This window comes from Fluviicola sp. (genome assembly GCF_039596395.1).
GTDB lineage: Bacteria > Bacteroidota > Bacteroidia > Flavobacteriales_D > Crocinitomicaceae > Fluviicola.
In genome coordinates this window covers 1,802,143-1,826,910 of sequence record NZ_JBCNJT010000001.1, presented here as the reverse complement: position 1 = coordinate 1,826,910, position 24,768 = coordinate 1,802,143, and the positions used below count along the sequence as shown (strand labels likewise).

At 39.7% G+C, this 24,768-nt stretch carries 11 protein-coding genes; 2 read left to right on the top strand and 9 right to left on the bottom strand.

Annotated elements, in window-relative coordinates:
* Nucleotides 1-10: 10 nt before the first annotated feature.
* Together ABDW02_RS08035 and ABDW02_RS08030 are read left to right on the top strand one after the other, a co-directional pair.
* Nucleotides 11-403 (top strand): DUF202 domain-containing protein, encoded by a 393-nt coding sequence (locus ABDW02_RS08035; protein ID WP_343633914.1) that lies wholly within the window; start codon nt 11-13, stop codon nt 401-403.
* 266 nt (nt 404-669) lie between these two features.
* Nucleotides 670-2,952 (top strand): T9SS type A sorting domain-containing protein, encoded by a 2,283-nt coding sequence (locus ABDW02_RS08030; RefSeq protein ID WP_343633912.1) that lies wholly within the window; start codon nt 670-672, stop codon nt 2,950-2,952.
* Nucleotides 2,953-3,022: 70 nt separating this feature from the next.
* Here ABDW02_RS08030 and ABDW02_RS08025 read toward each other — a convergent pair whose 3' ends face one another.
* From ABDW02_RS08025 to ABDW02_RS07985, 9 genes are all read right to left on the bottom strand, one after another.
* The gene (locus ABDW02_RS08025; RefSeq protein ID WP_343633910.1) at nt 3,023-3,571 is read right to left on the bottom strand and encodes a hypothetical protein; all 549 of its coding nucleotides are present in this window, start codon (nt 3,569-3,571) and stop codon (nt 3,023-3,025) included.
* 553 nt (nt 3,572-4,124) lie between these two features.
* Complete coding sequence (locus ABDW02_RS08020; RefSeq protein WP_343633908.1) at nt 4,125-11,786, bottom strand: RHS repeat-associated core domain-containing protein; 7,662 nt, start codon at nt 11,784-11,786, stop codon at nt 4,125-4,127.
* A 118-nt stretch (nt 11,787-11,904) separates the two neighbouring features.
* Nucleotides 11,905-18,255 carry a hypothetical protein gene (locus tag ABDW02_RS08015; RefSeq protein WP_343633906.1) on the bottom strand — a complete coding sequence of 2,117 codons (6,351 nt, stop codon included), beginning with the start codon at nt 18,253-18,255 and terminating at the stop codon, nt 11,905-11,907.
* A gap of 15 nt (nt 18,256-18,270) precedes the next feature.
* Nucleotides 18,271-21,672, bottom strand: coding sequence for a DNRLRE domain-containing protein (locus ABDW02_RS08010; protein ID WP_343633904.1), 3,402 nt, complete (start codon nt 21,670-21,672; stop codon nt 18,271-18,273).
* Nucleotides 21,673-21,691: 19 nt separating this feature from the next.
* Nucleotides 21,692-22,099, bottom strand: coding sequence for a hypothetical protein (locus ABDW02_RS08005; RefSeq protein ID WP_343633902.1), 408 nt, complete (start codon nt 22,097-22,099; stop codon nt 21,692-21,694).
* 250 nt (nt 22,100-22,349) lie between these two features.
* Nucleotides 22,350-23,081 (bottom strand): hypothetical protein, encoded by a 732-nt coding sequence (locus ABDW02_RS08000; protein ID WP_343633900.1) that lies wholly within the window; start codon nt 23,079-23,081, stop codon nt 22,350-22,352.
* Nucleotides 23,082-23,293: 212 nt separating this feature from the next.
* Complete coding sequence (locus ABDW02_RS07995; RefSeq protein WP_343633898.1) at nt 23,294-23,563, bottom strand: hypothetical protein; 270 nt, start codon at nt 23,561-23,563, stop codon at nt 23,294-23,296.
* Nucleotides 23,564-23,589: 26 nt separating this feature from the next.
* On the bottom strand, nt 23,590-23,958 hold the full coding sequence (locus ABDW02_RS07990) for a DUF2200 domain-containing protein (RefSeq protein ID WP_343633896.1): 369 nt from the start codon (nt 23,956-23,958) through the stop codon (nt 23,590-23,592).
* Between the two features lie 379 nt (nt 23,959-24,337).
* Entirely contained in the window at nt 24,338-24,667 is a 330-nt protein-coding gene (locus ABDW02_RS07985; RefSeq protein ID WP_343633894.1) for a hypothetical protein, read from the bottom strand.
* Between the last annotated feature and the right edge of the window lie 101 nt (nt 24,668-24,768).

Genomic DNA, 24,768 nt, shown 5'->3' with positions numbered 1-24,768 from the left:
GATGAGAAGTATGAACGAGGAGAAAGGAAGTGTGGAACAAAAAAAGATATCGGACCATTTGTCGAATGAGCGGACTTTGCTTGCCTGGGTGCGCACCAGTGTCGGTATCATGGCATTTGGTTTTGTGGTGGTGGAATTTTCCCTGTTTACCAAAGAAATGAACGTGGCACTGGAAATAGAAGTCCAGGGAAACCATTACAGTTATTCAGGCCCGATCGGAATCATCATTGTCGCCATTGGTGCAATGAGTTCCCTGTTTGCTTTGCTGCGTTACCGGCGCATCCGAAAAGAAATCGACCTGGGAGAATTTAAGCACAATCCCATCCTTTTAAATATTACCGTCATCCTGATCTTTGTGATTAGCATATTATTACTGGCCTACCTGATTAAGATCAGTTCATAAAGAGAGTAGGGTTTCATTTATTGTATTTCATTCTCAATAGTGTGAGTGTGAAGGAAATTAGTCTTATTACGACTTCTCATTTAATCCGGGCGATCAGGCGTGACTGAGCTGCTTTGGATTCTCATTCAATCCGAAGCGATGGAAAATCTGCTTTGTATTCCGATTCTGTGAAATATGTAATTCTCACTCCTGAATAATGTAACAATTCATCTGCTGATTGGACAGAACTTTATGTAAATAAACATCAAGTAATTAAAATCAAGTATATGAAAACAGGGTTACTAAAATTAGGACTTGTGGTTTTTGCTTTTATGGCATTATCCACCAACAAATTATTTGCTTTTACTGCAGTCACAAGTGGTGACTGGACAGATCCTGCCACCTGGGGAGGAACAGCTCCTTCCAACAATGTCAGCAACGACAATATTATCATCCCTTCAGGAATTGAAGTGAACATGAATACGGATGTTACCTTTTCAGGTCTTCTGAACAATTTTACGGTTGATGGAACATTAACGAGTTCTACCAACAGCGAATTATCGATCGATTTGGGTACGTTCGGCGGAAGCGGTGATGTAGATATCCAGCGTATTGAATTTACAGGGGTCTTGGTTTCCTATTCGTTTTCGGGAAATATGACAGTGAATACTTTCGCGAATATGGGATCGGTACTCGCAATTACTTCACAGGTTACGGTGAGTGATTCCTTATACCTGGAAGACGGATCATTTACCCTGAATACGGGATCAAACCTGATGCTGGAAGTAGATGCAAAAGTGGTTCGCAATGATGGTTCATTGGCAACATCGGGCGGAGTATTCAATTCAGGTGGTGCTTACCACGTATACTACATCGGAGGATCCAAAACTACCGGTATTGAGATCAATTCCATGAATATGGAAAACGCAGACATCAGCCTGGACGACAACACGGCTGTTTTGACAATGGGAAGCGACCTGATCATTCACGGGGATTTGCTGTTGAATACTGGTACTTTGAGTGTTGGCGCCAATGACCTGGAAATTCACGGGAATCTGGACATCCAGTCGGGAGCAATGCTTTCCACAACTGCCGCGTCCAATGTGATGATCGAGACTTCCAATGCCTTAAATTCCGGTTTGGTGTTTACTTCCGGATCTTCCATCGGTCAGTTTTCTATTGACTATTCAGGAACTTCAGGAACGGTGATGTTGGAAAGCGAATTGGAGATTGCAGGAGAATTGCAGTTGCACAACGGAACTTTGAGCCTTGAAAGCGGTTCTGTACTTACTATGAATGCAGGAAGTGTGGTTCAGGTGATGAACGGAAATCTGCAAAGCAATGGCGGAACTTTTACCGGGACAGCTTCCTATGATGTGGAATACATGGGAGATTCAACCGTTACTACAGGAGTTGAAATTACAGGTACAGGATTGAATGACGTAGAAGTAAACATCGGACAAGGCGAGGTGATGCTGGATAGTGATGCAACCGTTGACGGCGAATTGGAACTGGTAAACGGTACGTTGGACCTGAATGGTAACGACCTGATCCTGAACGGTACACTGAATCAGGATATGGCTAGCCCGATCAGGGGAGATATGAATTCAGATCTGCATTTGAACATTGCATCGGTAGCCGACGATACACTTTATTTTGACGGTTCCGGTACGGACCTGGGACAATTGATTGTGAACATTACCGGTGGTGGTGATTTGATACTGGGATCCACACTGCATATTTACGATGAACTGACACTTACCAGCGGAAGCGTAATGCTGATGAATGACGATTTGATCATCGAAGAAGATGCAGATATTACAGGATACAGCGATACACGTTACGTTATGACACCTTACATGGGAATGCTTCAAATGCATGTTGCTGCTTCCGATCCGTATAAAGTATTCCCGGTTGGAACAACTTCCGGCTACTCACCGGCAAGTATCCAGCAGGCATCCGGATCTGCTTCCGGTAATTTCATGGTAAAAACCTTTAGCGGTGTATTTACCGGTGGAACAGAAAATACAGGATTCAACAGTGCTACCAGCGGAAGCGTGGTAAACAGAACCTGGCTGGTAGAGTCTGATGCTTCTTCCGTAAACATGAACTTGAAATTGGGTTGGATGGCAACATCAGAAGTGAACGGATTCGACCGCGACAATGCTTACATTACACATTATACAAGCGGAGCGTGGGATTCTCAAACTTCAGCAAGTGCGGTAGCAGGAGCAAACAGCACGTATGAGATCACGCGTACAGGCCTTACAAGTTTAAGCCCTTTTGCCGTAGCAGATATAGACGCAGAATTGATCGTGGATGAAAACGAATTATTGACGATCAATTTGTACCCGAATCCATGCTCGGATGTAATGAACGTAACTTATGAAGGAACGAACGAGCACCTGTACAATTTCCAGGTAACAGACGTTGCAGGAAGAGTGTACGATGTAACTCGTAACGGAGAAAACCAAATGGATGTATCCGCTTTGAGCTCAGGAACATACTTATTAAAAGTAACAAATACTCAAACAAACAAACTATCTGTTAGACAGTTTGTTAAGAAGTAATTTGTTTTCGTTCAACAAAAAATCCCTTCCGGTTTCGGGAGGGATTTTTTGTTGGAATAAATTCTTCGTGCTATTTCAGTGTAAAGCTTTCAAGTATCTGTTTGCTGATATCGGCATATTTTTCAAATTGGTCCAATTCTGCTGTAAAAGACAAAATGTAAGCCTTCTCGTTCACCACCCAGTAATATTGTTCGAAGCGAAGCATGCGTCCACCGGTTTTTGCTGTATAAACCAGGTGATGATACTCCTGGTCTTCTTTTTTCAATCGTTCATTCTCCGTTACTTCACTTCCTTCCAGGTAGCTTTGGATCTGTTGCTCCGAGAGCGCTGTGAAATTGTCCAGGTCAAAATTCAAGCCTTTCAAATCTTGTACTACGAGGTTCAGGTTTTCCTTAAACTCATCCTTATCAGAACTTAAAGGGCTGTAAACAATAAAATCCGCCGCAGTTTTGGTTGTAGTATCCAACGACCAGGTTTCCGGGTATTTCAGTTCATAGTTGTCCTTTTTGAACACCATCAATTTACTAGGTGACTTGGTGTTTTTTTGCCCGAGCAGAGGAGAGTGGGATCCAAAGATGAATCCGAGAGTTGTTACTAAAAAGATAATTGATTGTGGCATGTTGCTGGTTTATTAATAAGGGGCAAAGATAAGTAATTTGTTTTGAGAATGTATCAAATCATTACTTCAGTTGATTTTTAGCAAACAGAAAAAAACAAACCCAACTAATAGAAACTGTTCCATTAGTTGGGTTTAAAATTTTAGACTGATTTGTTTAGTTCTTTGAATTAAATTTCGTCAGAATCTAAATCTGTTGGTCTTTTTTTTGAGAGATATAAATACAACTCACAAAAAAATAGTACTAGTAAAATACCCGAAGTATTAACAAATACACTAAACCAAAGCATTGAATTAATATGCCCTTTAAACATCCAGGAGATCAGTACCAGTAGAAAGCTTCCCCCGATTACCGGGTAGAAGAAGCTTATTTTCTTCCTGAAAATACTATATATACAAAATACTAAATAAGGCATTACACAGAAAAGACTCGCTTGTAAAGGTTCTCCAATTGAAGATATAGTTAAATCTTCAGATAGAAGGACAGCAGGCATTTTCCAAAATGCGATGATGCATATACCTATAGCAATGAATATTTTGATTATTGTTGTTCTCATTAATGTTTATTTATTGACGTCGGAGGAGTCGTTAATGTTGGAACAGTCATTGCTTCAATAATATCCTCAGTTTTCAGAAGTAACCCTCCAAGATCTCCAAGATCATGTCCTCTCCATACAACTCTCCACTGATACTTGGCAACACCTACTCGCTTTTCATAGACATCACTCATTCCAATTGGTACAATATACGAATAATCCGAATTGAATCCATTATGTGCAAAATGGCCATACCAATCCTGAACTTCCTGGTACTGATAGCAACTTCTTCTCTCCAGGTTGAATTCAAACAACATCGTAAAAGTAAGACCTGTGGCTATCCATTCTCTCACGTCATCTTTAAGTAGTTCCTTAGAAATACTTGCAAGAATCCTTTTTCCCATTGGAGTCGCCCCCATAGTTTTTAACAATCCCGCTAGATATGCCTGAAATACTTTTGATTCAGCAGCCTGTTCTTCCCATTCTCCATAACCGGTTTTGGTTCCTCCTTTTGTAACCGGCCACTTGATCGGTGAGTCTTTGTAATGATATACATCATAATAATACCAAGGTAAGTTATTAAATACCGTTTTTCCCTGGTAGAGTTCATCATCACTTGTTCTGAATCCTCTAAAGTCCCCGTCACCATCTACACTGTAGCTGTATGTTTTATTGTATAGCGTAAAGCTTTGAAGGTTTTTATTTTTATCCAAGACAACATTTTTAGCATCTTTATAAAGGGTGATCGTACCACCGCATGCTAACGGGTAATTAGTGAAATCATGACCACCGCCGCCACTTGAAGCACTTGTATTTTCACATTCAGGATCACAATCTTCATCACCACCGTCGTTGTAAACCGAAGGATTACCATTGTTAGTTCCTTCCAAACCTAGTGGATCAATGAAGAAAACAGGATTGTTATTAAATGCTGCGTACGGAGACATTTGAGGATATTTAGCCATCAAAGGGTCCAAACTCAACCATTTCCCTAATCGCGGATCATACTGCCTAAATTCAGTAGTATAAGAATGTCCGTTGCCTTTTGTCTCGATATCCATTTCCATACCATTGTAACCGTAACGGTATGTACCAATGTTTGTCGTCCTTCCTGGCATTTCCATTCCAAATGGATAATAATCAGCATTCAGAACCATTGTAGCTTGATAAGAACCTGATACATATAGTTTTCTATCTGTAATTACAGCATTAACATTTCGCAGGTAATTATTGATTTCGTAACGTTTGTAACCTAAAGTATGTGCACATGGATTCGCTGGTGTGTAAGTGAGCGGTCCATTATCATAAAGAGGAATCTGTCTTTTAATAGTTCCCAAATGTGTAGCTCCATAGAGATTAAATTCATCCAATGATGCTTCAAGGTATGAATCCGTTGTCATGGAATAAATTGCCATAACTTTTCCGGTTGCATCATATGCATAATACGTAATTTGTCCGTCATTATCTCCGTCCCATACAGTTTTCATAATTCGCTGACCAAATGGATCGTACTTAAATTCAATAGTTCTTCCCGTACGTGTAATCCTTTTTACCTTACGATTTGCACTATACCATTCAATGATCATTGAACCTTCAGAATTATCCCGGGTTAATTGCCCCAGTTTATCATATCCATAATTGTTTAAGGCTTGATCATCAATGTCTTGTGTGTAGTTTCCAGTGTATCCGGTATTGTCATCCACATAATCCAGTCGGTTAGTCTTAGCACCGGAACTCATCAACTCAGGTTGATAGATAAAATTATCCATGTTTAAGTTAGTGGATCCTCCATTACGTAACAAGGTTTTTAGGTTTCCATTTTGATCGTAAGTATAAGCGGATTTGTATTCCTGCGTTTCATATGCTGTTGACCAGTTATTGCTTGCCGCCAGGCCGGTAGCTCTAAAAGTACGCGAAGAAATTAAACGATTCAATTGATCGTAACGATATACTCCCATTTGAATGGCCATAGCAGGACCAGATGGTACATCCGCAATAGAACTCGTTGTATAAGCAATATTTCCGTTATACAATTGACTGATTGCCGAGTTTAGTATGCTTACACCGTAAGGAGAAGGAATGAAGTTGGTAGAACCGATACTTTGATAATCTCCGTTAAAATAACCCAAAGTATATCCAACAACATCTTTCGCAAATTTACTGTGTACAGAAGTGTTTTGAGATAAATATCCAGAAGTATTATCTCTTCCCAATTCGTATCCCGGATTCAATATGGTTCCGTTCATTGACTTTACCCAATCATTAATTGTATAGGCAAAATCCATCCCTTGAACTTTTTGTTCTCCAATTTCAACACGTGCGATAGAACCATATTCTGTATACAAGTAATGTGCCTGACGGGATTGATGCACTTTATCAGTGCTTACAAACACTTCTTCCATGCGATTCAGCTTGTCATATATATAGCTATGTGTGATTTGGTCTGGTTGATCTTTTTGATATTTGATCGTTTTTAGGTTCCCACTTATCATTTCGAACTCATACTCGGTTGATTTGATATTCTGTAATACAGGAGCTAATTCAGGAACATCTTGCAGTGTCTGTAAAATATTACCGTGCAAATCATAAGTATAGTGTGTTGCAGAAGCATAACCTGTTGTCAGATTTGTTGAAGGGGTGATGGTATTATAATATGCAGTAGATGCTATGCGTAATCTTAAGTTTTGTTGTCCGGCAACAGTTTGACCTGGTTGAAGAGTAAAACGTGATTGGACTCCGGGCATAAATACTTTATCATAATAAGTTTTAGTTACTTCGGTTCGCGTACTTCCATTTGCTGTTACCCACGCTCTAAAGGCGGCAGCTAGAGGATCCTGTGCTTTAATATCAATACTTCCTAGAGCCGTTGCCGGAGCAACTATACCAGCTTCTTCAATTCTTCCTTTTTTATCGTAGAAAGTGTAACTGTATTTATTAACAGTAGCTTGTTCAGGATTTTGGGAAAGTATTTTACGACCATAGAAATCATACCAGTAGTTGGTCATTCCTTCCTGGTCCGGATTTTCGGTCGATACAATTTGATTAAATGAATTGTATCTGTATTTTGTAATGTATTCCTGTGTTGGTACTACTGCAGGAGTTGTACTCGTTACATCTGTAACAGAAGCTCTGTTAGCCTGCGCAGCTGCAACCTGGGTAGCATTTAATTTAGTAACTCCTTTTGGAGCCACTGTTTTTACCAAATTTCCTGCCTGATCGTAATAATACAAAGTATACTGATAGAAACGGTAACGTCCCTGCATATCGAAATGCTCCGTAGAGAATGCTTCAGCACACTGCGATTTGTACTCTTCTTTGAATAAAGCATAAGCTGCTGAGACACTTGCTTCGTAAGTCTCGGTTGCATTCTGCATCAATTCATCCAAAGTTGGCTGGTAGCAAATGCTGTAGTTCGGATCAAACAAAGGCTGGTCACATAAACGCTGCCCGTTATCACCACAGTAACAGAAATTAACCTGCAAACAAGCAGAGGAAACCTGAGCTACTTTCGTTACCAACTGACCGCACTCGTAGTATTTTACTTCAATCTCGAAGTTGGTATTTGCCGTACAATTCGTTGTTGTTGCCCAAACATCTCCGAATGAAACTACTTTGGAGAAATCAAACGTCGGATTGCCTGCAATGGAGAAGTCAAACGTACAAGGGGTTTGAGATCCTGCCTGGAAGCTTGCAATTAAATGCCCGGAAGAAGTGGTGGTGCTGTAACTGGAACCTAAGATTTCGTCTTCTCTTAATTTTCCATGTTTATAGACAACGTTCTCGTTTACAAGGTTCAACGGACTAGTGTGAACAAATTGACCGCGCATGGCCAATAAGGACATCATATCCTTGAACTCATTCATGATCGGGTTCATTTCACAAACAGGTTCTGCACTGCTTGCCGTACAACCTCTGTGGAAGAAATCGTAGTCCAGGAAAGTGAGGTCGTAACCGAATTGTTCGTTCAGATAAGCTGTCAGGATGCTCTCATAATTTGCAGATGCTTCGAATTCCGTAGCATCCATATCGTATTGCTCACTCACGTATGCATACGCTCCGGTATAAGCAGCAGAAACTTCGTCACAAGTTTTACAAGCCACAGTTACTTCACATGTTAATTCCTTCGGAACATATTTTTTAGCCAAACGAATAGATGCGTCAGCGTTCGGTAACCAAACATTGTTTGTTTCGTCATAGAATTGGTCACACACACAAAGCAGGTTATCGACGTCGTCTAAACTGATACCTTTATAAATGTTTAAGTAAGTTTCTAATGTAGTAGTTGCCGGAATGGTATTGTTAGCAATTCCTGCTTGATAATCCGCGCGTACATCCATCAAAATATCACAACCACACTGGTCCATAACCGGAATGTCATTCAACATAGCATCCATGTTTTGGTACGGGCCAGGAACTGAAATCAGATAAGGAGAACAATTCACACTTGGATAACCCGGTTTACCACCTAAATGGAAATCCAATATTCCCTGAATGTCTGTATGATGATTAGTCGTTTCTTCTCCTGATGGAGCTGTTGTTGCTCCCATTGGATGATACTGATCACAACCAAGCATACACAATTCAATGAATTCGTTTTTCAATGCAGTTCGTTCAGCATTTGTTAATGATGCAATCGGTGCACATCCTGAAAGGTCTGCCAGCCATTGCTCAGCATATCCTTCACAGCTGGTAGAACAAGCTTCAGCGATCAATGCATTCATTTCAATTTCAGAATCTGCCTGAGTAGCCGGGTTTGTAGTTGTACTCGCAAATTGACCCAAATTTCCAAAACGGGAAGAACGTGTTGCCAATTGTGCCGGAGTACCGCTGCAAGGAGGGTTTTTACCGATACAATCATTCGAACAACCATGAACTGCTGCATAAGCTTGCTGAGCCAGGAAAACCTGTGTTGCTTTTTCCTGAAGATACAATTCTCTGAAAGTCAACCAAACCAAATCTTTGTTACAATCATCCAGTTCCATACAAGTAGATAGATTATCTTTTCTGCAATCACCACCGGTAATCATATAAAGTGCATATTCCCACATCGAAAGCGGATACCCCGGCATGATGTCGATATAATGGTTCATTGTTCCTACCATTGTGCTAGCTTGTGAAACACCCATTCCACCTGTAGTGAAGAACGGATCCAGGTAGCTAGGCATGGATGACGGGAAATAAGAATAGTTACTATTAGGAACACCTCCGGTTAAAGGCATTAAGAAACCGGCTGTTTTAGCACCCTCGAAAGAGTTAATAGCCAGCATTTCATTGTTATATTGATTGGAAGCTGAGTTCGCAAAACAGAAATCCAGGTAACATTTTTCCGGATGGTATGCCAACAAAACCTCAGCCCATTCGTCACGGAAATTATTTACGAACCACTGTAAACCTGCTGTACCAGCTAGAGTACTTGAAGGGACAGCAACGCCATTTGCATCCAGGTACGTCAAACTTCTCCAGTTTACTCCCAATTGCCCGGAAGGATTATAAACCGAATAAGCATCCGTAGAAGTCCAGCTTGTTCCGTTGTAAAGACCATATTGTCCACCCGGACTAACATCCAACAGCATGATAGCTTTAGCACTTTCACATTCATCCAGTTCTTCTTCTTCGATAGGCTGAGGAGTACATGCTAAGAAAGGTTCTGCTAAGTAAAGACTGTCAAAAATGGACTGAACACCTTCAATACAATTGTTCGCTTCCAGGTATAGGCACCAGTAATCATCGATAGCCTGCTCGTTTACCGTCAGTTTTTTATGAATGGTATACATCCCTTTTGTCAGGTTCGCTGAGAAACTTGCCTCGTAAGCATCATCACCATTACATGTTCCATTGATAATACTGTCAATGTTTGATCCAATGATCTGAACAGGATTGGTGTACCCATTTAAAGTAACGGGTTGACCACAATAATCAAACACTTCAATAGACAGATCATATATACAATCCAGGCATAGATTGCCTGTACATGCACTCTCAAATTGAGAAGGAGTGAAGTAATAATTGAAATTGAAAACCGTATCTGAAGAAACATATTGACTGTATGAGATTTCAGAATAAGGCACAGAAGTGTTGATTTGTTGCGGGGATCCCTGATCAATCATTGTGACAAGTAGTGGACTTGAAGAGTTTCCTTCGGCACCATCAAGATTGTTAGGGCTAGGTCCTTCCATGTAAGAAGCAACTACTTTTCCGGACAAGTCAGAATACTGGACATAGATTTGGCCATTACCATCCACTGTTATCATTTTCTCGTAATGCTTGGCGTAACCTACTTCTGAACCGAACAATTGATCTAACTCTTGTTGATTTGTTGAAGGATAGAAAATTTTCTTTTCTTTGCCTGAACCGATTTTTAAATCGTCACCGGCAAGTGCAATTCGTGAAAGACGGTTGGAATAATCGTTAGTAAAAACAATACGTGTGAATGGATGTCTCTCAGCATCAGGGATAGCAACATTTGCACCGTTTTGGTTAGGATTGGAAGGAGAATAATATAAACCTGCCCCGGTTGTAGTTGTAAATCCGGCTGAATTCAATAAACAGGAATCACTTACTGTACTATCAAAGTTTTGCCAGGAATAGGAAGGAGATCCCGGTACATTTGCACGGTTGAAATTGGGTTGGAATTTCATCCATGCTCCATTGACAGGTGTTGGAATATCACTTACCGCAATACGACCTAGTTCATCGTAATACTTATTGGATACAATGACTTGGTTATTTATCGGGTTGTAGCCTATTGATTGATGGTTTCTTCCCAATCCATCCGTATAAGAAACTCCTTCCACACGTCTTCCATCTTCAGAATAGTTTACAACATGTACCCAGTTCAGATTTGAGAATTTGGAGGTAATCGGAATTTTATTGGCGGTCGGAAACGAAGATATTAATCCTGATTCATTGATGACCGACCAGGTCCCATCTTGCCTGTCAGTAAAATCCGTTCCTGTTTTACCAATTGGTCGAACGCGGAACACTATGTATCCGTGATCAAAAATATGGGGGATCCGGTACCAGTTTTGTTTCGTTTCAATACGTGTACTATTTAAATAGAAATTATAGCTTAGTTCACTTTCTGTAAAATAAGTACCGGAAGCTAATTTGTAGCTGTTTACGTGTACCCATTCCAATTCGTAAGACTCAGCCCCAGGTTTCGTGTCCCAGCGGAATTCAATTTGAGGCCCGTCAATTACTGCTGTAGGAAGTGGATTCAGAATCGTATAAACTAAATTAGAAACAGCACTATTATCTAATGTATAGTATCGTTCTACCTCCACTCCTGCTTCCAGATATAAATTTGCAAGTGGAAGAGTTCCTGAAAGTAATCGTACCGTAATACGTTGTGCTCCATTAATGGTAAATGTGTATTGATCGTCTACTGGGGTTGTAGGTGTAGTTGAGTAAGATAAATTGAAAACTTTGGTAACGGTTGTCAAATCAAAACCACCGGAAGTTGTATTCCACGTCCAATAATTGATTTCAATACTTTGAGATCCACTGAAACCACTTGTAAGGTTTAAATCAGGATTAATTCCTAACCGCACATATCCCGTTGCTTTTTTGTTAGCGAAACGAGTAGTCCAAAAAGGATCAGTGCTCATATCGAAGTACTTATCATCGTAAACGGTCATTGAGCTACCAGATACCAATGGGTTTGTAGAGTTGTCTCCATCCATTCTATTACTAAACCGTTCAATTGCCCCAAACACGTTTTGGGTTATTGTGATGAGTAGTAAAAAAACTATTAAATATTTAAAATTTTTCATAGCTATTGAAGTCTGTGATTGGGATTGATTATTTTGTATAAAGGCCTGATTCTGTTTCTGAAACAGTTTTAATTCCTTCAATGGTCTCCAGTTTTAAACGTACTAACTGAAGATTTTCATCGTAGTTATAAAAAGTCGTATAGTTATATGTATTATGTGTTGCTAATGGAAGCAATGTTTTAGGATCATATACTATCGTTGACATTTCTGCTGAAACAGGGTGTAGTCTGAAATCATCGAAATAAGCATCTGTTGATGTGCCATTTTCCAATTTTAAAGAAACCTGAATAGGTGCTGTGGGAATTGTACAAATTCCTTCTACACGCTGCCATCCGTCAATTGCAGGACCTGATTTAACAGCAGTATAAGTTGTTGCTGAGCCACCTGTTCCCACAATCACTTTAACAGTTGCATTGGTACCGGTTTGTTTAACCCAAGCCCCAAAAATATAATCTCCCGGGTTAGGATTAAATAGAGGAGGAGGACAATTGCAATTTCGTCCATCTAGATAACCTGCAGGAATATCTGTACTTGGAATTTCATCGAATGCACAATTCGCAGTAGTGGTCGATGTATAACTTGCAGATTGCGATGCGGTCAATTTCAAAGATGTTTTTCCACTGTGTCTAACTGTTGAAACAAGAGAGGTACTACTTGGAATCTGAAAATTGAAATACGTACCGTAAAACCCTGTTTCATAAGTATAAGTTTCGAAACCATCGAAGGCAATATCTGTAGCATTTGCGTTTGAAACCTGAGCAATTTGAAGATCCGCAATTTTTGTATTTGTTATGGAAACTGTTGTTGAATAGTTGCCAATTAAGTCGCGGGATTCGATTGGTACTCCATATCTGTTAAAACGCGTGTTTATTGCACTTTTTCTCCATTTTTGGAACGTGCCATTTCCTGATGGATAGTTGGGTCTATCTATTCGGGCCCATACGTTATATGCATCTAATGCGTAAAGAGGTTTGAAATCCACATAAGCTCCATCAAAACGAGTTTTTTGAGGATGTACCTCATTTTTTCGTTCAGTTTGCCAGGAAAGAATTGTTTCTACGATTGGTTTTCCTTTAGCTCCGTTTGCAAACAAGTTGATATACTGGTTATCTGGTTTCGGAGAACATTCACTGATGTTGTTTTTATCCTTATAAATTAAAGCACTACTTTCTAATATCTCATCTGTCGGGAAAGGGAAATTACTTCCAGCAGTTATTACAAAAGGTTTTTTTGTAGCAAGAGTTTGCATTGCCTCAGACAAACGATTACTTCGATTGGGAACTAATACACGGAAGGTTAGCGCCCCTGAGATGGCTGTAAATATGGCCCCATTTGTATTTACAATATATGCTGTAGAGCTTCCAGAAGATCCAGCTGCAATGGACAAGATGTAACCTGTAGAGGTTGTCGATCCGTTTGTGAGTTCAATCAAATCACCTGGTGAATAGAACTCACTCAGATCATAGGTTGCTGTCAGTAATCCTGTTGAACTATTTAAGTTCCCGCTACTGCTTGCAGGATAAGAGGTTTGGATTTCACGTAAATTAGGATAGGCCCAGTGAGCCGGATAAACCAAACTATATAATCTGTCATTGTACTCATCTTGTAGACTGGAAAGAATGACTGATCCTGTATATTTATCATACAGCAGATTATTTGCAGTATTCTCGGAAGCCATATTAGTTGTTTTAATACTTTTTACAACTGCAGAATAGTTCATGTGTTTTAACATGTTCAGGGAATAGAAACCGCGTTCCCTGCTATTTTGAGTATAAAATGGGGAAATTGAAATCTTAGGCGGAAGTGACCAGGTGAATCCAACTGTTAAACCAGCCATTTTAAATTTGGATTCATCATGGATATAACGTGAATCCAAATGGATGTCATATTCCTGTGCAACACTTTCATTCTCTACATGACCTTTTCGATCAATCATAGGGATTTTTTCACCTAACTTATAATATTCATAAACAGTTTGATAAATGCTATTCCCTTGAGGATCTTTTAAGGTTATATCAATAGGTTTTCCGTGAAAATCATTGGTAATAACTGAGTACCCCTGAGAGAAACCATATAAATCAACTGTTTGCCCGGTGAAAAAGGATTTTTCATTGATTTTCTGACTCTTGTCAATATCCGTTGGAACAGCAATTGTTTTGTATCCCTCTTCTTTGTTCGTGTGGAAGTTCATTTCGACTTCTCCTTTTGAACTAGCACCATATCCAGTCATGGAAATACGGACTTTTTCGTATCCCACCACTTCTTTAGGGAATAATTGTTGAGCTAGAGGCATCACATTAAAATTCAACTCATCCGGAAATTTCTTTGCAAAATCATAATAAGAATCCCATTCGTAGAAAGGATTTTCGTCCATTCCCTGGCGAGGTTCATAAGCGGCGATTCCACCGGTTTCACTTCGTGAAGGATACTGATACGTCCATCCGTAAGTACCATTAGTTATTGATTCTTCGCCAGACATACTTACCCATTTGTCATCTATTTGAATAGATTTCACACGGGCATTTCCTCCGAACTTTTTGTTGTCCGGTTCAAATAATCTAACAAATGAACGGGTAGTTGTAAGATTTCTTAAATAATTGCCTTTGGTAATAATGTACTCATACATTTCATTACCAAAAAGTGCTTTTTTATCAACAGATAATTCTCCTTCACAGGTTCTGCATGCACCATATACAATGTCAGGTAAATTTTGTCTTATGAAATCAATTCCAAAACGTTGAATGGGATGCAGAATCAAAATATCCTTGTCCTTTTTCTCTTTCTTCTTAGTTTCTTCAATTTTACCAACATTGATCAATTCCAAAACAACATACCCATATTGATAATCATCTGTTGATGAGCTTGGAGGAAGTACTCCGATGGAATACATATTATTATCCATTCCACCAGACCAATCCTGGAATAACTGAGGATAATCAGGAGCAATTTTTACGAAACAAGGAATCATTTCCTGGTAACCTGATTTTACCTCCGCATATACATTAAAATACAACTCTTGCAAATAACTATTTGGTCCTTTACTTGGATCCTTGAAATAATCGTCTTTTACTTTTTTATTGGCTTCCACTTTGCTTAAACTGTTCGAAATAGGCTTGTCCAACCTGAATACTATAACATTGTTAGGCATTAGGTTTTTCTTAAACTCGCCATATTTTTTTCTAAATTGCTCCACTACAAAATCCGGATTGGGATTAAATGAATCGTTACGGAATTCACTTTTTAAATCACTGCTTTGACTTGTCCAGTAAGTTTGATTGATAACCTCATGGTACTTGTATAGGTTCATCATACCGGCAATTTCAAACTGTCGCATGGCACGTTTATTTTGAACGTAACCGTAACTGTCAGCTTCATAATTAATAGTCATCTCACCACCAGTAGATGAGGTTACTTTGCTTAATTTCCAGTAAGCTGAGTATGTATTTGCGGTAGTTTCATCCTGAATAGCATATGGGTAGAGATCATTCGGAACAGCTGTGTTATTTGGTTTGTAATTACCCCATCTGTCAACATTCAAATGATTGTATGACGGTCCTGCATTGTAATCAAACTCAATAGCACTTAATCCTTGCTCTTTGGATGTACCGGCATAAGTCATTATTTTTTTCAAGGTTAACTTTCCATTATTAGTGGAAGATGGATTCGTATATGTGTCTTTGTTGGATGGGGCTTTCAAACACAGTGAATAATCATATTCAAAATCAACGACTTGAAGCATCGTTGCGTTTACTCCGTTTGCTTCGTAGTCGCTCAGGTTATAAAGAATGATTTTATCTAAAGCTTTTAGGGGCTTTGTGTCATCCAGGAAACCTTTATCATCAATTACACCAAAGGCATCTTTTCGGTCTTCTAACACAAAAACAGCGATATAATTCTTTCCCTTAATAGTTTTGGGATAATATACTTCACGCTCCCCATAGGAGTAACTTGCAATATCATCGGAATCTAAGGATAAGAATCCTTTGTTAATAATGGCTTTCGGATTACCTGAACCGTATCCGCTGACAGGAAAACGCCATTTGTAATTATCGTAAACCTTTACATAATCAAATTTATAATAGGAACCAATATCATCCAATGAAGGACCATCTCCTGTTACATCTATGTAATCCGAACTAACAGATGATGTTAACAGGAATGTTGTGGGGTAAGCCGGAATATCTGTTCGGTCAAACATTTGTGATTTTCCCAATGAATTGGATATACTGGCATCTGAAGCTGAATAACTCACCATCCCTGTACTTGCATCAACGGATCTTCCCGTGCAGGAAAATGCTACCTCTGAACTAATGAGGGAATAATTGGGAATTCCATAAGTATAGATGCCCCCATTAGTAGATGTTACTTGTATAGCAGAAATATGGTTTCCTGCTCGATGTGCTCCTACACGGTTAACGGGTGAAACGTAAGTTCCTGTAGTGTTGTAATAACGGAAAGTGCGTTCATATACATTAGACCCGGTATACATTGCATTTGCTGTACGCGGGATAAATGCTGTTGCCCTTACAGGTTTAGGACTGGAAGAAACAGATGGTGAAATACCATTGTCCATTGTGGAAGTTACGTTTATATCAGAACCGGCAGTTAAATTGAAACGTCGGGGTGCACTACCTCCAAGATTAGTATAGTTCGCCAGATTATTCGGTGTTAATTCCCCAATTGCTTTAAAATAAGTGGTCGGATCGTATTCAGTGTTGTTACCTACGGTCGCGAAATCAATAGGTGATCCCCATTTCCCGGAAACCATGTCTCCTTTTTGTACACCTGTAGAATATCCTACTTCAATAGTAATACCTGCACCGAATAAAACACCAACGTTTACAGCCTTAATATCATCATTAACAAGCATCACACTGTTTTCATTCAATCTTCCCTGAGTCGATGCATCGTAATAAGTTCCTACATCTGTTCTGTTTGCTCTAAATTGACCATTTATTCCAGAGCTTGATGCATGAAAAATATCATAAGTCTGAACAGAAAAGGGAAGGTTTTTCATGCGCTCTGAAAACTCAAAATCGGTTCCCCGGTTAAAATCCATAACAGGAGAACTTCCTGTTGCATTGGCGCGTTTACCGGAATGCAGATAACCGTATGCCTGTTCGTAAATGGTATTGGAACCGGCCATTTTGGACTCTGAACTATAGGTTTCAACAATTGCCCCGGCCTTTGCGACTAAACTCCCGGATTTCGCTCCTACATAAGCATTCAGGAAGAAAGCGTTACTAAGGGATGTTGAGTTGAATTGCAAGCGTGGAGTAGAAGCAGCTGTTCCAAACATAATAGTTGTGCTGGCTCCATAACTTGCACTGTATCCTCTTCCTGTAGTGGCACCTTTATCCCCTTTTGTAAACCATTTATCGCTATCGGCATTCCCTTTATAAGGTTCAGCAGTATAACCGGCTGAGACACTGAATGATTGTGTTTTTGCGATTAAACCGATCCTGGAATTAAAATTTCTACCGAAAGTTGCTCCGATACTACCGCCGGCACCTGTTTCTCCTTGTTTCGGACCGTATCCTGCACTAAAACCAAAATCTCTATTAAAACCAACCCCTCCTTTTGTATCTGAAGTATAACCCAAACCGAAACTTGCCGCAATATTACCGCGTTCGTCTGAATAGCTTAACGCAACAGTTGCTTGTAAACCAATGTCAAAGGTTTTTCCAAGTCCTAAATAACTGTTTTCATAGCTTCCCCATAAAGCTGTTACCTGCAGTTTTGGAGTAAAATAGTTCTTTTTTAAGCCTAACGATGCATAACCTCCCGCTTTGAATCCGTTGGAAGTTATATCATCCAATTGCTTCACGGTTCTGGTTAAGTTTTGATCACCATTGAATTCATCAGGAATTCCTCGCATCTCACGATTTACCGATCCTACATCTAAATTCCACCCCAGACCAACCCAGGAGGCATCGGAATTCATATTTACATTGGCATTATACGTCAATGTCAATGGATAACCTTCTACATCCATCAAAGGAAGATTGTAAGAAAAATCGCCTGTAAAAGGATCAACCATGTCGTTCATGGCACCTGGTGTGAATCCACTCCCACTCGCTGATACGGTTTTCAATTGTACCGAATTCTTCTTATTTGAATCAGGAGAATTTACCTTTTTTAGAGATTGGTACTCCGAATCAGATTCGGTATTTTCTTTAGATGAAGGTGCTGACCAGGCAAGCATACGTGCGATTAGATCACTCTTTTTGTTACCCGAAGCAGTGAATAAATTCAAATCAACCGTGCTGTTTTTCTCACCTGCGAAAGAGGAGAAAGGGATGATTTGCAGAACAAAAACATGAAGTAAAAACCAACTGATGGTTTTTGTTCTTTTGCTAAGTTTTGTAAATAAATACATAGGATGATTATGGTATTAATTTTTGTATAAGAAACGTAAAACTCTTTTTTGACCGGTTGAAGTGGTTACTTCCAGGTGATAAAACTTACCAACCGTTGCTGTACTGATAGAAGAAACTGTTAAAGTATATCTGTTATCATCAAAGCTATATGCTAAGGCACTTGCACCTCCTGTTACGGTACCACTCATGTCGCCTGAAGCAATAGGATTGTTCGAGTCGTTGTAAACAACATACTGTACTTTTTTACCCGATTGAATGCCGTATTCTTCATCAAAGGTAAATTTCAATTTTCCTTCAACTGCTGTGGCGTAACCGGCTGTGTAATCTCTGGCCAATTCATAATAGCCAACCTGGTCAATTGTTTGCGCAGGTGTACATGCGAAAGTGGTATGTACATCTTTAAATCCTTCGTTGGTTCTGTTGGAGTTAGCTTTCAAACGAATTCCTCCGGCAGGTTGATTAATGGATGCGATGATTGTGCCGTTGGCTCTTACATTCATCATTGTACCGGTCATTTCAATTGTAATGAATGGATTTGTATTGGATGGTATGATGGTCGATCCTACAGCAGAAGTGATTGCATCTCTCCAGACAACCTGTATACCTCCCGGAATTATAACAATTGTCCCGGATCCTGAACTGGAAATAGTAGGAAGAACTTTTCTGAATGAAAGGTAAGTTTGGGTAGGACTTGGTTGTGTATTCGTGAAGTTGTCTACAATCGACAAATAATCGTTCCTGTTCTGTAAAAAAGCACTTACCACCGGGTAGAACCAGATCCATCCTTTTGTGCCTGCGTTCAGAAAATTCGTACTGAATGCACTGGCGTAAGTTGAAATAGGATTTACATTGTTTCTGCTTAACGAATAAGAGTTCGGTGTAATATTATAATTCGGGTGAGTGGTATACCAATCTGCCTGAACCCCGATGTACACGGTATAAACCAAAGAGATCAAACTACCGCTTGTTTGGGTACAAGTCAATGTATAAACTCCCGGTGGAACGTTACTGACCGTGACAGTTCCGGCACTGGTTCCCGTACCTGAGAAAGAAGGAACGGGACTGTTTGCATTCTGTGCATTTAGCGTATAGTTGTAGCTTCCAAACAAGTTGCTCAAAAATCCGTTGATACTGAACTGGAAATTAGCAGTAGGTGTGGTACAACTTCTTTCGGTTCCGGATGTTTGTAACAGGAAGAACGGCTTAAGAGGTATCTTTTTGAATTTTAAATACGTTCGGGAAGCACTGTTCATAATCCCTCCGAATTTTAGTTTGTATCCGGCAGTTATGGCAGCTTTGTCAAAAATCGTCGAATCGTCCGAGAAGATAATGGTATCGTTTTCAAATGTCAGGTTTACATTCTTTCCAGCTGTAATATTCACATAACTACTGCTGACAACTGAGTTTTTGATCGTATAGAGTTTCGTACCTACTATAGCATAACCGAAACGAATATCTCCGGATGTTGCGAGCGGTTTGTAATCATCAATAAACCCATAATACTGTGTTCCTGATAAAACGGTAGGGTTTATTTTTACAGATCCCTGGGATGTTGTATTTACATAAGCATTGACTTCACAGATACCATTTGCAGCTGTGTTAGGCCGGATCATATTGTTGTTAACTACCACTGCATTTGAAGCAGCAAGCAATGTAATTGCCGGATAAAGATCAATGTCTTTTTTGTCATAGATGCGTTTTCCGTTATTATCAAAAACTGCTACGTTGTAATTGCTGTAATCTACTTCTCCGAAATTATAAGTCGTTGAATTAACAGTTCCCATATACAGTTTGGTACTGTCGATATCCGGATCAAAAACGGAATCGTTCAGGTAAGTCAGCAAATCAGTTTGATTCGGGATCGGCAAATCCGAAATAACATACCTGTATGGTGAAACTGCCCAAGAAGGAGGAGTAATACTTACCTGAAGGGATTTTTTCAGGGCCGGATCATTACTGCTTGTTGTCGTAGATCCCTTTCTGCTTAAATCACAGGTGTTTACTTTTATTGAGAAGGCAATTTGAGGACGGTTGCTCGGAGTTGTCGCGTCTGATGAATGAAATTGCATTCTGGTATAAAGGTTCGATGCATAAGACTGCAACTGGAAAAGCATCCCGTAGTTTTGGGTATTGTTTGTTTTCCAGATATTAAAGAAACTAGCAATATCAGTAGTTGCATTCCCGTTTCCTGCAGGAATTGCAGGAACGGTTATTTTTCCGGTTGCCGTAGCACTTGGCATGTTGTTTTGAGCAACCCCGTATTCGGACCAGTCGGAAGTTATTCGCTGCAATTCGGAAGTATTAGGAGTTTGTAAAGGATAATGTGCGTTTCCTACCAATGTCATGACTGCCGAATTTACATCGCATCCCGGATCAACCCATACCCTGAACTTGATCACATCTCTGGCACTATACCAGGTACCGTTTGTCCAGCGCTCATGAAGCATCAGTACATTGGATCCATTGTTTGCCTGAGGATAGTTAATAGCGGTAGTTCCAGAGCCGCTGACAAAATCCGAAAAACGGGAATCGTCGATATAATTCGGTCCCGGGTCAAACGTTATAGAGACATCTTCACATTCTGTCCCTACCAGGAAAGCCTGGTAAGTAGTGTCGCCGAATATACCGGTACTCCAATATTTCAAACCGTACCAACCTTTTCCAACACCTGTTAAGTTTTGGGTTGTTGCAATCTGAGTTCCACTTGAATTATACCAATTGTAGGTCATCAAAGTTGGAGTTGCTCCGTTGACAATTGTAGGAGAAATAGATCCGTCTGTACTACTCAAAGTACTTGTATGGACAATAGTTGCCGCACTCACATAAGAACGAAGGTAGTATTGAATAATTAACTGGGGGCGATTGGATGCTGTTCCGTTTTCTCTGGTAAAATAAGTCGTGCTAAGGACAGTTGATTCATCGCTCTTACGGACCCGGAAACCATTATTTGGTAAACGTCCTTCAACCATTGCCTGTACAAAGTCTTTAACAATGAATTCCCTTTTTCCGGATATGGATTGGGATAAGGTTACGGTGGAGAAAAGGGTATTATTTGAAATGTTGGAAGAATGACTGATTCCTGTTTCTGTCCAGGATGAATTACAAACATCTACGTACAATTGGGTTGAATTGACCGCAGTTACGTTTTCGGTTCCGCTTGGTGTCAATCGCAATATTGCTGAAGTGATTACAGCATTTGATGGTATCGTACTCAGGTCAAATTTCATGAACCCTCTGTATACAGCGGGGCCTGATGCTACAGAAACATTCATGGTTCCTAATGTTCCATAATTAGTTCCTGTTGATCCGGAATTGGTTTGCGCATCTTCCGTTGAATAAAGGGTTGGTACGCTTACTATTTGTGAATAGCCTGAAAAGGCACACAAAAAGGCGAATAGTGCAATTATTCGATTCATAATTTAAGTTGTCTATAGATTAATTAGAGGGAAAATTTTTCTCAATTCGGGGTAAATATGCCTGCTGGGAATTCTGGGCTTCCAAAATAACTTTATACTTTGCTGAAGGTTCCAAATAGGGGAAACTAAAGACAGTTAAGCCGTTCTGAGTGTATGTGCCTGTTAATAATTCTTGCTTACTCAGACGTTTCACCGTAATCGGATTACCGGATGCCTGGTCGCAAACAATGACTGTAAATTCACCTATGTCGTTTAAATCAGTTGCTGTAATTTTCACCTGGAAAATCGAACCTTGTCGGTCTATTTCGTCTAATCCGGGAGTAAATGAGGGATTGATAGCGAAAGACATTGAAAAATCAATGCTGGTTGATTGTGAGAACACAGAGGAATATACGAGAAGTATAAACCCTAAAAGGATCTGTTTCATAAGAATAATGTACTAAGTTGTGTTTTTGATTTATGGCGTCTTTAAAAAATAATTTAGGCTCTTAAATCGCTCTCCAAATGTAGTTAAGCTTTTGGTATTTTAACTATTTTTTTGAAAAAAAAGTTGTTGATAACTCTTCAATATTGATGTAATGATATGTTTTTCAATGGTTTATTTGTTGATTGTTTTTTTTGAATATTTTATGAAACCTATTATAAAAGCTTGAAAAAGTCAATTGTTGATAGTCTATTTAATCCATATTAAACCGGTTTTTATGCTCAAAAGCCAGCTTTGCCAGTTTATAACTCACCGGTGACTCCACTGCGAGGCTTTCAATTTCCGGAACTTCAAAGAACATCGGGTTTTTACCCAGTTTTTGCCGGTTATTCTTCTGGAAGGAAGTGCGGTTGAAAAGGTTGAATACCGTGTCTTCAAAAATCACGAAATGCGGCTCGTTTCGTAAAGTAACGGGTTTGGGATATTTGCTGTTGTCGTACAGTCTTTTTTCAACACGGCAAAGGCTCATCACCGAATCAAATTGCTGGTATTCGTCGTTCAGTACGTAATTGTAATACTGTTCAATGGCAGCTTCGATCGTTTGTACGGAAAGGAGCGGGTTGATACATTGCGTTTGCATAAAATGTTCTCCGGCTGTCTTCTTCAGGGCGTGCGCGGTAAACCAATCGGAAGTGGGCATGTCTTCCAGAATGCGCTCTGCAGAGTTTTCAGCGGAAAGGGTAGCTGCATCCGGCAACGGAATAAGGGAAATTTTGGCGTTGTTCGCGTAGATCTTTCTGACTTTCTCCGAATCGGTGGTTACCACGATTTTATCGATGGACTGAACACCAAGCAGTTTGTCAATCATTAATTGAAACAACGGTTTTCCTCCGAAATCTTTGACATGGGCATCCGGAAGGTTCGAATTGGCGGAGTTATGGATTTCCTGAACGGTAATTAACGCAGTGATAGTCGGTTTATTCATGTGAATGAGTGTTATTGTAGCGCACAAGAATAGTCATTTTTAGTGAAAGTGCTGCCGGTTATAGTAGGAATTATGTAAATCCTTTTATCTGATGTGTAAACTCCCTGGTCTTGTTCGTTATTAACTTAGCTGTAGGATTTGAAAGTTGGTAATGTAGCAAAAACCAAGTTAGGTACAAAGGGGGCTTTTGTCCCCTTTTTAATTTCATGGAGTCAGGTATAAGTGGAAGATCTTCCTGTGTTTTCCATCCTGCTTCCCCTTTCTTTTGCGAGCAGCTTCTCGCGTTCGTCCCTGGTAATGAGTTTGTCTTTCGGGAAAATAATCGGGGAGATCAGGTAATACCAAAGTACCGGGGCAAAAGCATTTAAAACAATATTAATTACTTTCTGAGTGGTAGAAAGCGTAATGCTCTTACTGATCTTCACACTGGTAAAGATCGTGACACACAAATAGGCGATAAGGAGGATTAAGTTAAATGCCACAATACTATTTTAAACATTTACCATATTCACTTCTCATTTCTTAAGATTTTCTCCATCTTTTTCCCCTTCGCCAGTTCATCGACCAATTTGTCCAGGTAACGGGTTTGCTTGGTCAGTGGTGTTTGGATCTCTTCAATCCTGTAACCGCAAATCGTTCCGGTAATTAATTCCGCATTCGGGTTTAGATTAGCTTGCTTGAAGAACTCTTCAAAAGTCACTTTCTGATCAATGAGTTGCTGCACTTTTTTTTCATCAAAACCGGTCAGCCATTCAATTACCTCGTGGAGTTCCTGTACCGTTCTTCCCTTGGTTTCAACCTTTTTTACATAATGTGGATAAACCGAAGCAAAGGTCAGTTTGGCAATTTTTTGATCGTGTTCCGGAGTTGTACTCATAGTCTGAATGCTTTTACCAAAAATACGGAATCTGTAAATAGTGAAACAACTGATATTCTTCTCTTGGTTCGAAAAAAATATTAAAAGATTATTTTTTTGCAGAAGCTAAGATTACCTGTTTTAGATTGTATGCAGCGGTTGAACATCAATTACCAGCTTCCAGAACTCGTTTTTGATAGAGAAATCTACACTAAACTTAAAAATAATTGTCGAAGAAAAAGGTTTTCTATTTTGGTAACCGACTCCGAAAAGTGCTTGTCATTTGGGATCCTGATCCCTTCTTTTCGTGAGTCGGTCCGAAAGAGAAAGCTGCTTGACGGTGGTAATTGAAAGGCATTTTTGCTTACTTTTTTTGCCTTGGAAAAAAGTAAGGAAGGATTTACTCGGAAATTTCATAAATCCTTTTCAAATCATCATAAATTTCTTCAAACACATCCCTGCCCCGAATTTGCCAATCCGGCCTGTCATAATGCTCCAGGGCATTCCGGGCAGCTTTTTTGGCAGCTTTTCCGATAACAATATCAATCTCATACCGGTGAAGATATTCCAGGACTTCTTCCAGTTCAAGCGGCGTGAACCTGAGTATCCGTGCCAGGATATTGGCTTTAAAAAGGTCTTGCTCCAGCAGGATTTTATGCTCCTTATGAAGCAGGACTAAAAATTCTTCGGTACTGGCTTTGCAGATTCGAGACCGTTCGTTCGCATTCATAAAAACAAGTTCAAAGAGTTCAATAACCCTTCAAATATGGTTAAACTTTTTGAACCCTTTTAAACCTTTTTTGAACATGTTTAAACCTGTTTAAATTCCCG

Coding starts and splice junctions, on each gene's coding strand:
- ABDW02_RS08035 (WP_343633914.1), top strand. CDS start 11: ATGAACGAGGAGAAAGGAAGTGTGGAACAAAAAAAGATATCGGACCAT.
- ABDW02_RS08030 (WP_343633912.1), top strand. CDS start 670: ATGAAAACAGGGTTACTAAAATTAGGACTTGTGGTTTTTGCTTTTATG.
- ABDW02_RS08025 (WP_343633910.1), bottom strand. CDS start 3,571: ATGCCACAATCAATTATCTTTTTAGTAACAACTCTCGGATTCATCTTT.
- ABDW02_RS08020 (WP_343633908.1), bottom strand. CDS start 11,786: ATGGATGGAGACAACTCTACAAACCCATTGGTATCTGGTAGCTCAATG.
- ABDW02_RS08015 (WP_343633906.1), bottom strand. CDS start 18,255: ATGTATTTATTTACAAAACTTAGCAAAAGAACAAAAACCATCAGTTGG.
- ABDW02_RS08010 (WP_343633904.1), bottom strand. CDS start 21,672: ATGAATCGAATAATTGCACTATTCGCCTTTTTGTGTGCCTTTTCAGGC.
- ABDW02_RS08005 (WP_343633902.1), bottom strand. CDS start 22,099: ATGAAACAGATCCTTTTAGGGTTTATACTTCTCGTATATTCCTCTGTG.
- ABDW02_RS08000 (WP_343633900.1), bottom strand. CDS start 23,081: ATGAATAAACCGACTATCACTGCGTTAATTACCGTTCAGGAAATCCAT.
- ABDW02_RS07990 (WP_343633896.1), bottom strand. CDS start 23,958: ATGAGTACAACTCCGGAACACGATCAAAAAATTGCCAAACTGACCTTT.
- ABDW02_RS07985 (WP_343633894.1), bottom strand. CDS start 24,667: ATGAATGCGAACGAACGGTCTCGAATCTGCAAAGCCAGTACCGAAGAA.